This window comes from Actinomadura graeca (assembly GCF_019175365.1).
GTDB lineage: Bacteria > Actinomycetota > Actinomycetes > Streptosporangiales > Streptosporangiaceae > Spirillospora > Spirillospora graeca.
In genome coordinates this window covers 4731417-4744496 of the sequence record NZ_CP059572.1, presented here as the reverse complement: position 1 = coordinate 4744496, position 13080 = coordinate 4731417, and the positions used below count along the sequence as shown (strand labels likewise).

Sequence of the window (13080 nt, the reverse complement as noted above, 5' to 3'; positions counted from 1 at the left end):
TCGTCCCGGGCCCCTCCCCGGCACCGTCACGGACCCCGAACCGCCCCAAAACCCCCGCTTAGGGCACGGAAGCCGGGGTCCGGGGTTGTGATCGGGGTGACTCCGTGGGTCACAATGGCCTGGTGTCGTACTTCGCCGCCGTCTTCGCGCGCACCCCGCAGGGCTGGGTCGGGACCGAGGCCGTCCTCGCCGAGGCCGAGGGCGTCGACGACGTCGCCGACCTGATGCGGGAGGCGGCCGTCGAGTCCTACGGCGACCCGGTCGTGCTGCTGATCGAAGAGGACGACGATTGGTTCGCCGTCGTCCGGCTTGACGGGCAGGACGAGCCCCGCGCGTACGTGTCGACCGTCCGCGAGGACGGGCTCGGCTCCCTGTTCGGCCAGCTCGTCGGGGAGGTGCCGGACGGCGACGCCGGCGGCGACCCGGCCGTCCTGGACGACCTCGGCGTCGACGCCAAGCGCCTCAGCGACCTCGGCGAGCGGGCCCTGCCGGGCGACGCGCTGCTGGCGGTCGCCGAGCACGCCGGTTTCGGCGAGGAGTTCGACCGTCTCCGTGACTGAGCCCGCCGAGGGACCCGGGGCACCCCGCCTCGACGCGGCCATGCGGCAGGCGCTGGCGGAGGCGCGGACGGCCTTCGACGCCGGGGAGGTCCCGGTCGGCGCCGTCGTCCTGGCCCCGTCCGGCGAGGTGATCGGCACAGGCCACAACGACCGCGAGCGCACCGCCGACCCCACCGGGCACGCGGAGATCGTCGCGATGCGGGAGGCCGCGTCCGCCCTCGGCGCCTGGCGGCTGTCCGGCTGCACCCTTGTCGTGACGCTCGAACCCTGCACCATGTGCGCGGGGGCGGCCGTACAGGCGCGCGTGGGCCGCCTCGCCTACGGCGCCGTCGACTTGAAGGGCGGCGCCGTAGGTTCACTATGGGACGTCGTCCGCGACCGGAGGCTCAACCATCGTCCGGAAGTCATCGCCGGAGTCCTCGCCGACGAGTGCGCCGCGCTGCTCACCGAGTTCTTCGCGCGCCGCAGAGTCCGGTAGGCTTCCCCGCGGTGGTGTCGCCTAGTGGACGAGGGCGCACGCCTCGAAAGCGTGTGAAGTGCAAGCTTCCGTGGGTTCGAATCCCACCACCACCGCCACCAAACGGCCGCAACCTGGCCAAACGCTGTGAGGGCGGGACCCATAGTCCCGCCCTCAGCGCTTTCTAGTCTCAGTTCTAGTCTCGTTTGACGCTGCTAGGCCGTCTCCTGACCCCCTTCAGGGTCGTCGTCCTGGTCCTCAGTCGGCTCCCAGAGGAGTCCCGCCACGCGCACCGCGACGTCGTTCCGGATGGCGTCGCTCATGTGCTGATACCGAGTGGCCATCGCGGCAGTGGACCACCCCATGATGGCCATGGCCGTAGGGGTCGGAACTCCCAGGATCAGAAGGACGGTCGCGGCGGTGTGGCGCGCGTCGTGAAGTCGAGCCTCACGGAGCCCGGTCTTCACCAGGAGGGCCTTCCACTCGTGGTAGTCGGTGAAGGGGTTGAGCGGTTCGCCGTCCGGCTTGGCGAAGACGTACCCCTTGTCCTTCCAGAGCTGCCGAGCCGTGACACGCTCGGCGTCCTGTTGGGCCTTGTGCTGCTTGAGCAGTTCCAGGAGCGGAGCCGGCAGGTCGATCACGCGCCGTCCGGCCTTGGACTTGGTCCGGCCGGTCTCCGGCCTGGTCTGCTTGCGCTGAGGGCAATAGCTCGCCTTCTTACGGCCGCAAGATCCGTCCTCGCAGCCATGGAGGTACTTGGGACGGACCCGGCCTCGCCGGATGCGGATCATGCTCGCGTAGAGGTCAACGTCCTCCCACTTGAGGCCGAGAGCCTCGCCTTGGCGGAGGCCGAGTGCGAGAGCGAACACCCAACGGGCACCGTTGCGTGGTTGCTCTTCGGCGGTCTTGAGGAGCCTCTTGATCTCGCCGATCTCGTACGGTTCCGGCTCCTCCTCGTCCAGCTTCGGAGGCGCGGCCAAGACAACGGGATTGGTGCCGAGGTACCCGCGTCTGACGGCGACATTGAGGGCGTTTCGAAGGGTCCGGTGGACGTGGTGAGCCGTACCGGCGGACAGACCCTGTTTCTCCTGCATCCGGGCATACAGCTTCTCGCAGTGCTCGGGGATCAGCTTGTACGGTAAGACGCTTCACCCGAAAGGCGCTGAATCAAGGAATCTTGCTGATCTTTGCTTCGGTCACGATGAGTCCAGAGCAGTCGACTTGCTCCGGTGGAGCTGATACTCGCAGACGAAGTGTCTGAGCGCCAGTACAGTTCTCTAGAGATAGTCCCGAGATTCGCCGAGGGCTTTGTTCCGTGCTTGACACTACCTGTCGTGCTATCTCAACTGGACGCGCTGCGGCTCCACCCACGCACTGAACGCTCAAGGTTGCTCCAAGGCGGAGCGAAGCTTTTCCACTCGGGAAGCCGAAGATGGACGAGAACAAATCATCCTCCTCGATCTGACCTGACAGTGGGATATCTACTTGCACCCAACGCTTTCTGCCATGCCAAGGGCTTGACAGATAGATCTCATCGTCTTGAGACGTGGCATCTTCCAACTTCGCCGAAGATGGCATCACATATCCTAGCGCTTCTTCTTTCGCTGGCACTCTAGAGAAGCGAAGCACAGCGTTACTCGATGCAGTTACTCTAGCTTTGTTCATCAGTGTCAGGATGTTGACGACTTGTTGCCCCTCAGCTTCCCGATTCGGTGCAACGGTAGGAAGTTCTGTTGGATTGACGGGAGGGGCTCTAAAAGTACCCGACGACTTAGCCTCCGCCCGTGGGATGGCTGGGGCCGCGAAGGCCACTCCAACCGCAGCCGTAATTGCTGTGGCTTTCAGTGTCCTATCCGGATTGGGGAGCAGTATGAGAATGAGCCATGCGATCCCAGCAGCGAAGGTCCCGGCCGTTGGCACCATCGCAATAGAATCAACATTCACAGAGAAATACAAGTAGAGATGTGACAGCACCCCCCCAATGACCAGAAAGGTTGCGCCGATGGCATTCAATATTGCCGTGCGAGTCGACATTGTCGCGCCCAAGTTTCGCCCTCGTGGCACTTGCCCTTAATGTCCAGACGGTAGCAGGCAGGGGGAACACGACGCTTCCTTCGACAATCAGTCATGCCTGTGACGTGTATCACCGAACAACGAGACCCTAGTTGCACTCAAGTGACGAACTGAGTCATTGTCTCGCTTTCGAACGCTCCAATCATTCGCAATGAGCATGATACGGCTGGCACGTCCGAGAAGCAGTCACCTAACGAGTTGCCATGGTCACTCATTTTGCGGGGGTTGAACCCCTGAGAGGGTGGCCGCCTTCGTGGTGCGCCGTAGTCTCAGTTCTAGTCTCAGTTGGTCGTCGGCCGGGGTTCGTTCGGGCCCGTTCGTAGGCGTCTGGCCATGGATGGCGAGTGGTTCCGTGCGGGGTTGACCACGGCTTGGGCGGGTGCGGCGTACTCCGGCGATCTTGGGTGGACGGGGTGGCGCAGACCTCGAAAGCGTGTGAAGTGCAAGCTTCCGTGGGTTCGAATCCCACCACCACCGCCACCCAAACGGCCGCAACCTGGCCAAACGCTATGAGGGCGGGACCCATGGTCCCGCCCTCAGCGCTTTCTAGTCTCAGTTGACCTTGCTAGGCCGCCCCCTGGCTCCTCTGAGAAGCCCCGCCAGCTTGGCCCGCCGGTGGCTCAGCCGACGGTGACGAGTGCGACCCCGGCGACCGCGACGGCCATGCCGACGCGCTGCACCGCGCGCAGCCGCTCGCTGTAGGCGGCCCGCGCGAGCAGAACCGTGATCGCCGGATACAGGGACGTGAGGACGGCCGCGAGGCTGAGCATCCCGTCCCGCGCGGCGATGAAGTACAGGGCGTTCGCCCCGGCGTCGAGGGCGCCGGACAGCAGCGCCAGGCCGATGAGCGTCCGTCCCGCCACCGGGGGACCCGCCGCACCGCCCTTGAACAGCGCCATGAACAGCAGCGCGGCGAGCACGACCACCAGGTTGCCCGCACGCGCGGCGACGAGCGGCCACAGTCCTCCGCCGTCCCCGGCGGTCTTCAGCAGGACGAAGAAGATCCCGAAGCAGGCACCCGACACCGCGGCCATCACCGGGCCCGAATCCAGGAGACGCCGCAATCCGGACGTGGCGGACTCGGCTCCGGTGTCCGACGCGCCTTCCTTGTTCCCGCCGTCCTCCATGCTGACCAGCCCGATCGCCACGACGCACAGCAGGACGCCGAGGAGGACCATCGCGTCCAGCCGCTCGCCGCGCAGGGTGCCCACGGCCACCGGCAGCACGGCCGCGGTCAGGGCGGACACCGGAGCGACCACGCTCATCGGGCCCCGCGCGAGCGCCCGGTAGAAGGTGATCAGGCCCGTCCCGCCGGCAAGACCGGCGCCGAACCCCCACGCCATCTGGCCCCATCCGGTACCGCCGCCGGTGACCAGCGCCGACAGCAGGACGACCGCGAGACCCATCGGGACGCACCAGGCCAGCGCCTTGAGCGCCGTCGAACGGCGGGCGACCGCGCCGCCGAGGAAGTCCGCGACGCCGTACGCCAGCGCCGCTCCGAGCGCGAGGACCGTGACCATCAGGGCCTCCCGATCAGGCGGGTCTCGATCCGCGCGCCGGGAGAGATCGCCCGGAGCCGCGCGGCGAGCTCGTCGCCCGCCTCGGCGAGCCGGTCGAGCGCGTAGGGCTCCAGGCGCTCGAGCAGGAAGATCCCGTTCACGGTGTCCTCGGTGAGGCGCGTCCGGACGCACTGCCGCCAGTTCCAGCGCCTGCACGTCACGCCTGCGTCGTCCCTCCAGACGACCTCGCCCGCCACCGGGTGCTCCACCGCCGGCTCGCCGCCCGCGATCACGTCGAACGGCTCGTCGCCGGTCGCGCGCACCAGGCGCGCCGGTCCCTGGTAGGCGTCGAGGTCCTCACCGCCGATCGGCAGCGCGTACTCGACGCTGACCGCGTTGTAGGCGTCGACGACGCGGTTGATCGACGGGAGCGCTCCCGCCCGCCGGAGCAGCGCGTCGACCGAGGGGCGGGTCCGCTGCGGCTTGGCCCCGAACGCCCGGTACGCCTGGCGCCAGGACTCCACGTGCGGGTCGTCGCCCGCCTTCAAGGCGGCCTGGGCCAGCCATCCCTCCGAACGCTCGTCGCTCGGGCCGTTCTCCAGCCCCTTCGCGGTCATGACGAGCACGGCGAAGTCGGGGCGCAGTTCCCACACGGCCTCATCGACGACGATCCGCTCCAGCATGTCCGGTCCCCTCATACGATACGGTCATTACAATGTACTACACGGTCATCTTACCGACCGGCCGGACGATCGACGCGGGAGGAAGACTTGGGCGATCAAGAGGCGATCGGCGAGGCCGTCGCGCGGACCGTCCGGGCACTGCGCGCGGGCCACGGCTGGAGCCTGGACGAGCTGGCCGGACGCGCCGGCGTCAGCAAGGGCGTGCTCGTCGGACTGGAACAGGGACGGGGAAACCCGAACCTCGGCACGCTCATCCGCATCTCCGACGCGCTCGGCGTGCCGTTGACACGACTCGTCCAGATGGAACAAGAGCCGCCGGTGCGCTTGTTCCCGCCCGACCGGCACGTCGTCCTGTGGGAAGGCCCGGACGGCGGCAAAGGGACATTGCTGGCCGGAAGCGATCCGCGCCCGTCCCTCGAACTGTGGCGCTGGGAGCTGCGCCCGGGCGAAACACGCGAGAGCGACGCACACGTCCCTGGCACAAAGGAGATCGTGTACGTGGAGGAAGGCACCCTGACCCTCGGCGTGGACGGCCGGACGGACCCGATCCAAGAGGGGACGGCGGCAGTATTCGTCGGCGACCGCCCCCACTCATACGGCAATACCGGCACCCGCGACGTGCGGTTCGTCCTAGCCGTCCTGGACCTGTGACCCCTCATCCCATGCCCCCGCAACCGAGCGCTGCCCCCGCCTGACGACCGATATATGCCCGAGCCCAGGGCGGATGTCGGAACCGAGATGCGCCCAGCGCACCTCGACGCAGAATGCGGCCGGGCTGCATGGAGGACGAAGCCGATCGCGATGGCATGGGGCGCGTACCGCGCCCGACCACGACGGCACGTCGGCGCGGGTGCGGCAGAAACTGGTCACGACAGCACAGCGCCACGATCGCGCGGCGGTGCTGCGGCGCGGCGCTGCCTCGGTTCAGAGGCGCAGTCACACGGATCGCGAAGCCGGGCCGCGAGGGCATGGGGACGCACCGACATGGAGGGGCCTAGCCGGAGCGGCACGACGTCACTGGGTGCGGCGACGGCCGGTCACGGCAGCGCGGCGGTGCTGCGGAGTCGGTGCCGCGTAGGCGCGGGAGGAGCGGCTGTACGAAGCATGGTGGTCGGTCGCGACGACATGGGCCCGCGCTGCAAGGGGGGCTCCGCGCCTGGTCACGGCAGCATGGGGGGCGCGGGGACGCCGGGACGCAGTTGCAGCCGCACTGCCGCTCGGCGAGGGCTTCGGCTCGGGCCACCGGCGCGTGCCCACCTGAGGGCCGCCGCGATGACCGGTGACGTGCTGACCGTGGCGATCGTCGGGGCGCTGGTGGTGCAGGCGCTGCGCGGCGCCACGGGGGCGCGAGGTTGCGTGATTGGGGTGGTCTGGGACGCGCTTACATAGGGTCGCGGCGCCACGGTCGCGAGGGCGGGGCGTCACGGTGGCGGGCGGGAGTTCGGGGGTATGGCGGGCGCGGGTTCCTTGAGGCGCGGCGGCGTGGGGGGCGCGGTGCCGTTCGAGCGGTGGCGGCTCGGGACAGCTGGGGCGTGGGCGCGCGGGGGCGGGGTCAGGAGGTCAGGCGGACGGGCATGACCAGGTAGCGGTAGCCGGTGTCGGAGTCCTCGGCCCCCTCTTCGTCGGGGATGGCGGTGAGGAGGGCTGCCTTGGTGGGGCCGGCGCATTCGAGGCGGGTGCGGGAGGTGTCGATTCCGGCGAGGCCGTCCAGGAGGTACTGGGGGCTGAAGGCGAGGTCGACGTCTTCGCCGGTGAGCTCTGCGGGCAGGCTCTCGTTGGCGCGGGCGGCGTCGCCGGTGGCGGCGCGGACGCGGACCTCTTCGGCGGTGAAGGCGAGCCGGACGGGCGTCCCGCGCTCGGTGACGAGGGCGGCGCGCTTGATCGCCTCGACGAAGGGGGCCGTCTCGAACTCGGCGACGGACGTCCACGTGCCCGTCAGGCGGGCCTTGTAGTCGATGTACTGGTCGTCGAGGAGGCGGCTGGTCATGCTGCGGCCGCCGCCGGAGACGCCGATGAGGGTGTCGCCGCCGGGGCCGCCGAGGCCGATGGAGACCTCGGCGCCCTGCCGGATGGCCTTGGCCGTGTCGGCGAGGGTGCGGGCGGGGACGACGATGCCCGCGGTGAAGGCGGGGTCGGCCGGTGACCAGGTCAGCTCGCGGGCGGCGATGCGGTAGCGGTCGGTGCAGGCCAGCCACATCGTGGCGCCCTCGATGTCGATCCGGACGCCGGTGAGCATGGGCAGGGTGTCGTCGCGGCCCGCGGCCGGGACGACCTGGGCGACGGCGGCGGCGAACAGGTCGCCGGGGACCGTTCCGGCGCGGACGGGCGGCTCCGGGAGCGTGGGGTAGTCCTCGACGGGCAGCGTGAGGAGTCCGAACTCGGCGGGGCCGCAGCGGACGACGGCCTCCGACCCCTTCGTGAAGATATCCACAGGCTGTGGAGGAAGGTTCCGGACGATCTCGGCGAGGAGCCGTCCGGGGACGAGCACGCGACCCGGTTCCGTCACGGCGGCCTCGACCCGGGCGCGCGCGGACACCTCGTGATCGAAGCCCGCCAGGGTGAGCTCTCCGTCCGCCGTGACCTCGACGAGCATGCCCGCGAGGACCGGCAGCGCGGGACGCGATGGCAGGGTCCGCGCCGCCCACGCGACGGCGTCGGCGAGCGCTTGGCGGTCTACCCGGAACTCCACTGGTCCGCCCTTCCGTGACTCTGTCAAGGCCGGACTCTCCGGCCCTGACAAAGCACGTTATCCCCAGCCTCCGACAGTTCACCGAGGCCCGGATCCTCAGAACAGGGCGGCCTCCCGGGTTCCGCGCTCGAAGTCGAGCAACTGCCGCTTGCGCGCCAGGCCGCCGCCGTAGCCGGTGAGCAAGCCGGTGGAGCCGACGACCCGGTGGCAGGGGACGATGACGCTGATCGGGTTCTTGCCGTTGGCGAGGCCGACCGCGCGGGACGCGGAGGGCTTGCCGATCTCGACGGCGAGTTCGCCGTAGGTGGTCGTCTGTCCGTAGGGGATCTCTTGGAGGGCCGCCCAGACGCGCTGCTGGAAGGGCGTGCCGCGCATGTTCAGCGGCAGGTCGAATTCGGTGAGGTCGCCCGCGAAGTACGCGCCCAGTTGCTCGGCGACGGCCTTGAACGGCTCCTGCGTCTCGGTGCGGGCGCCGAAGGACTCTTCGGCCGGACGGTGCCGCTGCTGGTCCATGTACAGGCCGGACAGGCCGCCGTCTGTCACGACCACGGTGAGGGGGCCTACGGGGCTGTCCAGGACGGCGTGCGTCGATTCCATGGTGGTGGTCCTCTCTAGGCCGGGAGGAGGTTGATGGCGTGGTCGCCCGTCGCCCACAGGTACTGGACGGCGTAGGCGCGCCAGGGTCGCCATGCGGCGGCACGGCGGGTGAGGGCTGCGGGGGTTGTGGGAAGGTCGAGGGTGCGGGCGGCGGCGCGGATACCGAGGTCGCCTGGAATGAAGGCGTCGGGGTCGCCCAGCGCACGCATGGCGATGGTCTCGACGGTCCAGGGACCGAAACCGGGTAGGGCGGCCAAGCGCGCGCGGGCCTGTTCCCAATCGCTTCCGACACCGAGGTCGATTTGCTCTTGCGCGAGTGCTGCGACGAGGGACGTGAGGGTCGTGCGGCGGGTTTTCGGGAACGCCAGGGCCTCCGGATCCAGGTCCGCCAAGGCGGCTGGGGTCGGGAAGAGGTGGGTCAGCCCGCCGCCAGGGTCGGTGACGGGGTCGCCGTAGGCGGTGACGAGACGCGCGGCGTGTGTGCGCGCGGCGGCGACTGACACCTGCTGCCCGAGGACGGCCCGGACGGCGAACTCCGCCGCGTCCACGGTGCGTGGGACGCGGCGTCCAGGGGCTTTGTCGACCAGCGGTGCGAGGACCGGGTCGGCGCTGAGCAGGTCGTCGACGGCGACGGGGTCGGCGTCGAGGTCCAGCATCCAGCGGCAGCGGCTGATCGCGATGGTGAGGTCCCGCAGGTCGCTCAGGGAGAGCGTGCAGGCCACATGGTCGGGTTGCGGACGCAGTGTGGCGATGCCATGACCATGGGGTAGCCGCAGGGTGCGACGGAACGCACCGTCCTGCCACTCTTCGACGCCCGGGACGCCGGTGGCGGCGAGGTGGCCGAACAGGTTGTCCGGGCAGAGCGGCGCACGGAACGGGAGCCTCAGCGAGAGGGATCCAGAGCCCGCAGGCGGGTGGCCCTTAGCAACACGGTCACGCAGTTGGCTGGGCGTTAGGGCGAACACTTCTCGGACGGTGTCGTTGAAGGCGCGGATACTCGCGAAACCCGCCGCGAACGCCACGTCCCCCATCGGGAGGGGTGTCGTTTCGATCAGGAGGCGTGCCGTCTGCGCGCGCTGGGCACGTGCAAGAGCGAGCGGGCCGGCGCCCAGTTCGGCGTTGAGTTGGCGTTCGATCTGGCGAGTGCTGTAGCCGAGGCGTCCCGCCAGGCCCGGGACGCCCTCCCGGTCGACGACGCCGTCGGCGATGAGCCGCATGGCCCGCGCGACGACGTCCGCGCGGTGGTTCCACTCGGGGGAGCCGGGGCTGGTGTCGGGGCGGCAGCGCTTGCAGGCCCGGAACCCGGCCTGCTGCGCCGCGGCGGCGCTCGGGTAGAAGCGCATGTTCTCAGGCTTCGGCGGCACGACCGGGCAACTCGGGCGGCAGTAGATCCCCGTGGTCACGACCCCGGTGAAGAACCAGCCGTCGAAGCGGGCGTCCTTCGACCGGACGGCCCGCACGCATCTCTCCACATCCTCGTGCATGTCTCCAGCATCACGGATGGTCAGGGGAGTTCACTAGCGGAAATCCGACATCATCGTCGAGGTGCCCGACGGCTCCGGCGCGTCCGGGACGAGGCGGACGGGACGGTCCCCCGCACCGGCCATGACGTCCCAGGTAATCGATCTTACGCCGCGGGCTTGGCAACGTGGGGCGCACCGGGGCAGACGAACCGGGTGAACTCAGACGAAGCAGTGAAGTCAGGCGAAGAGAGTGGGAGTGCGACATGAGCGACGTCCAGCAGCGGGTCGAGCGGTACCTGGCCATCTGGAACGAGACCGACCCGGCCGCGCGGCGCGCAGCGATCGACGAGCTGTGGACCGAGGACGCCGTCTACGTCGACCCGCTCGGGGTCGCCGAGGGGCGCGACGCGATCGACGTTTTCGTCGGCGCCGCGCAAAAGCAGTTCCCCGGCCTGGTCTTTCGTGCCGCAGGGACGGTGGACGCCCACCACGACGTGGCCCGGTTCACCTGGGAACTCGGCCCCGAGGGCGGGGAGGCGATCGTGGTCGGGTTCGATGTGGCGGTGTTCGCGGAGGACGGCCGATTCGACCGCGTGCACGGGTTCCTCGACAAGGTCCCCGCCTGAACGACGGAACACGCGCAGAGCCTGCCGTACGGGACACACGCGGGCGTGCCGGGCGGAACACGCGCGGGGCGTGCCATACGGGACACACGCGGGCCTGCCGGACGGGGCGCGCGCGGGGCGTGCCGGGCGGATCACGGCCCGGCGCGCCCCGCGGACCTGCACGCCCCGCGGACCGGCACGCCCGCCGGGTCAGAGCTGGCGGAGCGCGCCGCCGTCCACCGCCCACTCGGCGCCCGTGACCTGCACGGCCAGCGGTGACAGCAGGTAGGCGATCACGCGTGCCACGTCCTGCGGGGTCCCGAGGCGGGCGGCGGGCAGGCGCCGTTCCTCCAGGACGAACCGCTCGATGGCCTCTTCGACGGGCAGTCCGAACTGGGACGCGAGCTGGTCGGCGAACCCGCCCGGCTCGTCCCACAGCCGGGTCCGCGTGGGGCCGGGCGTCACGACGTTGGAGCGTATGCCGCAGCGTCCGAACTCCCCCGCCAGCGTCTTGGACACCGACAAGAGCGCCGTCTTGGACGCGGCATAGTCGACCAGTGGCGTGTCGGGGAACCGCGCGGCCTCGCTGGCGACGTGGACGAGGCTGCCCGCGCCCTGATCGATCAGTGCGGGCAGCGCGGCGCGGGCCATCCGGACCGCCGCGTGCAGGTTCAGCTCGAACGTGGCGTGCCACTGGTCGTCGGTGACGTCCAGGAAGCCGATGCGCGAGTCGAGGGCACCGGCGTTGTTGACCAGGCCGTCGAGGCGCCCATGCCGGTCGAGGGCGGCGTCCACGACCCGCTGGGCGGCGGACGGGTCGGTGAGGTCGGCGGCGAAGCCCGTCACCTGACCGCCGTCGCCGAGCGGCTTCCGGGCGACACCCACCACGTGGGCGCCCTCGTCCGCGAGGAGCCGGGCGGTGGCCTCCCCGATCCCGGCGGAGGCTCCCGTGACGATGTACACCTTTCCGGACAGGTCAAGATCCATCGGTTCGCGCCTTTCAAGAGCGGCGGAGGAACAGGGCGATGACGGCGGCGCCCGCGACGGCGACCGCCGCGTTGACCAGCGTCGCGGTGTGCACGCCACCGAGCACGGACACCGTGCCCGCGGTGGCGACCGCGCTCATCACCGGGATGCCGAGGGTGATGGCGACCTGCTGCGTCATGGTGGCGAGCCCGGTCGCGAGGCCCTGCTCGCCGTCCGGCAGCCCGGACGTCGCGAGCCCCATGAACGCCACGATCGCGACGAGGTTGCCGAACCCGCCGATCGCGGTGGCGGCGAGCATCAGGGCCAGCCCGTCCCGCGTGGAGCCGAGTCCGAGCAGCGCCAGCGTCGCGGCCGCCTGGAGGACGAGACCGGCCGCGAGGGTCGTCCGGCCGCCGAGCCGTCCCATGATCCGGGGCGCGGCGACGCCGCCCGCGAACGTCCCGGCGCCGAGCACGCCGAGCGCGAGGCCCGTGGTCAGCGGCGAGAACCCGAGGACCTGCTGGAGGTAGAGGGTCATCAGGAACACCAGCGAGGTCTCGGTGGCGAAGGCGATGAAGCCGCCGACGTTGCCCCACGTCACGGTCCGCCTGGTCAGGACGCGCGGGGGAGCGAGCGGCGCCGGTGAGCGGCGTTCGATGAGGCCGAACGCGACGAGCAGGACCGCGGCGGCGGCCAGGGCGCCGAGCCCGGCCGGGTCGTCCCAGCCGCGCGCGCCGGCCGAGGTGATGCCGTACACCAGCGCGAGCAGGCCGCCGGTGACGGTCACGGCCCCGGGCACGTCCAGCCGGGAGGCGTCCCGCGAGCGGCTCTCCCCGACCACCGCGGGCGTCACGGCGAGGATCGCCACGGCGACCGGGACGTTGATCAGGAACGCCCAGCGCCAGCTCAGCAGGTCGGTCAGGACGCCGCCGAGGATCGCGCCCACCGTGAACCCGGCGGACATCAGCGCGCCGCTGAGGCCGAGTGCCCGCGTCCGCAGCGGTCCCTCCGGGAAGGACGTCGTGAGCAGCGACAACGCGGCCGGCGTGGCGATCGCCGTGGCCAGGCCCTGGAGCACGCGTCCCGCCAGCAGGATCGCGGGGGACGCGGCGAGCCCGCCGATCAGCGAGCCCGCGGCCAGCAGCGCCATGCCGGTGAGCAGCATCCGGCGCCGTCCGAACAGGTCGGCGACGCGGCCGAAAAGCAGGGTGAACCCGGCCGCGGGGAGCGCGAACGCGGTGGCGATCCACTGGAGTCGATCCAGGCCGAACCCGAGGCCCTCGCCGACGACCGGCAGGGCCACGTTCAGGATGGAGAAGTCGATGGCGAGCATGAACTGCGCGCCGAGGAGAAGGGTCAGGACCAGCTTGTGCCGCGACGACATCCGCTCGGCGGCGGGGGCGGCGGTGATGAGGGTCATGCGGAAGACGATCGTCGCGGGACGCGCGGGCACCCAGACCCCGGCCGTTCGTACCACCGGTGGTAGCA

General features: G+C 70.4%; 12 protein-coding genes and 1 tRNA gene. 5 read left to right on the top strand and 8 right to left on the bottom strand.

Annotated features, from left to right (window positions below; genetic code table 11):
- Positions 1 to 122: 122 nt before the first annotated feature.
- From AGRA3207_RS21010 to AGRA3207_RS21000, 3 genes are all read left to right on the top strand, one after another.
- Complete coding sequence (locus AGRA3207_RS21010) at positions 123 to 560, top strand: tRNA adenosine deaminase-associated protein (protein ID WP_231328747.1); 438 nt, start codon at positions 123 to 125, stop codon at positions 558 to 560.
- 40 nt (positions 561 to 600) lie between these two features.
- Complete coding sequence (gene tadA, locus AGRA3207_RS21005; RefSeq protein WP_231336337.1) at positions 601 to 1038, top strand: tRNA adenosine(34) deaminase TadA; 438 nt, start codon at positions 601 to 603, stop codon at positions 1036 to 1038.
- Between the two features lie 10 nt (positions 1039 to 1048).
- A tRNA-Ser gene (locus AGRA3207_RS21000) sits at positions 1049 to 1136 on the top strand.
- Between the two features lie 96 nt (positions 1137 to 1232).
- On the opposite strand, the gene AGRA3207_RS20995 is transcribed toward AGRA3207_RS21000, so the two are convergent.
- The 3 genes from AGRA3207_RS20995 to AGRA3207_RS20985 all read right to left on the bottom strand — a co-directional run bounded on the left by AGRA3207_RS20995 (position 1233) and on the right by AGRA3207_RS20985 (position 5287).
- Positions 1233 to 2111 carry a tyrosine-type recombinase/integrase gene (locus tag AGRA3207_RS20995; RefSeq protein WP_231328746.1) on the bottom strand — a complete coding sequence of 293 codons (879 nt, stop codon included), beginning with the start codon at positions 2109 to 2111 and terminating at the stop codon, positions 1233 to 1235.
- Between the two features lie 1599 nt (positions 2112 to 3710).
- Entirely contained in the window at positions 3711 to 4610 is a 900-nt protein-coding gene (locus AGRA3207_RS20990) for an EamA family transporter (RefSeq protein WP_231328745.1), read from the bottom strand.
- Positions 4610 to 5287 carry a B3/B4 domain-containing protein gene (locus AGRA3207_RS20985; protein ID WP_231328744.1) on the bottom strand — a complete coding sequence of 226 codons (678 nt, stop codon included), beginning with the start codon at positions 5285 to 5287 and terminating at the stop codon, positions 4610 to 4612. Before AGRA3207_RS20985 ends, AGRA3207_RS20990 begins: the two co-directional genes overlap by 1 nt.
- A gap of 72 nt (positions 5288 to 5359) precedes the next feature.
- Here AGRA3207_RS20985 and AGRA3207_RS20980 point away from each other — a divergent pair, with 72 nt between their 5' ends.
- Positions 5360 to 5923 (top strand): helix-turn-helix domain-containing protein, encoded by a 564-nt coding sequence (locus AGRA3207_RS20980; RefSeq protein WP_231328743.1) that lies wholly within the window; start codon positions 5360 to 5362, stop codon positions 5921 to 5923.
- 901 nt (positions 5924 to 6824) lie between these two features.
- On the opposite strand, the gene dnaN is transcribed toward AGRA3207_RS20980, so the two are convergent.
- From dnaN to AGRA3207_RS20965, 3 genes are all read right to left on the bottom strand, one after another.
- On the bottom strand, positions 6825 to 7961 hold the full coding sequence (gene dnaN, locus AGRA3207_RS20975) for a DNA polymerase III subunit beta (protein WP_231328742.1): 1137 nt from the start codon (positions 7959 to 7961) through the stop codon (positions 6825 to 6827).
- 96 nt (positions 7962 to 8057) lie between these two features.
- Positions 8058 to 8558, bottom strand: coding sequence for a methylated-DNA--[protein]-cysteine S-methyltransferase (locus AGRA3207_RS20970; RefSeq protein ID WP_231328741.1), 501 nt, complete (start codon positions 8556 to 8558; stop codon positions 8058 to 8060).
- A 14-nt stretch (positions 8559 to 8572) separates the two neighbouring features.
- Positions 8573 to 10042, bottom strand: coding sequence for a DNA-3-methyladenine glycosylase 2 family protein (locus AGRA3207_RS20965; RefSeq protein WP_231328740.1), 1470 nt, complete (start codon positions 10040 to 10042; stop codon positions 8573 to 8575).
- Between the two features lie 242 nt (positions 10043 to 10284).
- On the opposite strand from AGRA3207_RS20965, the gene AGRA3207_RS20960 reads away from it, so the two are divergent.
- A complete protein-coding gene (locus AGRA3207_RS20960) occupies positions 10285 to 10647 on the top strand; it encodes a nuclear transport factor 2 family protein (protein WP_231328739.1) in 363 nt (120 codons plus the stop codon).
- Between the two features lie 189 nt (positions 10648 to 10836).
- Here the strand turns inward: AGRA3207_RS20960 and AGRA3207_RS20955 are convergent, their stop codons facing one another.
- Positions 10837 to 11613 (bottom strand): SDR family NAD(P)-dependent oxidoreductase, encoded by a 777-nt coding sequence (locus AGRA3207_RS20955; protein WP_231328738.1) that lies wholly within the window; start codon positions 11611 to 11613, stop codon positions 10837 to 10839.
- A 13-nt stretch (positions 11614 to 11626) separates the two neighbouring features.
- The gene (locus AGRA3207_RS20950; RefSeq protein ID WP_231328737.1) at positions 11627 to 13012 is read right to left on the bottom strand and encodes an MFS transporter; all 1386 of its coding nucleotides are present in this window, start codon (positions 13010 to 13012) and stop codon (positions 11627 to 11629) included.
- Between the last annotated feature and the right edge of the window lie 68 nt (positions 13013 to 13080).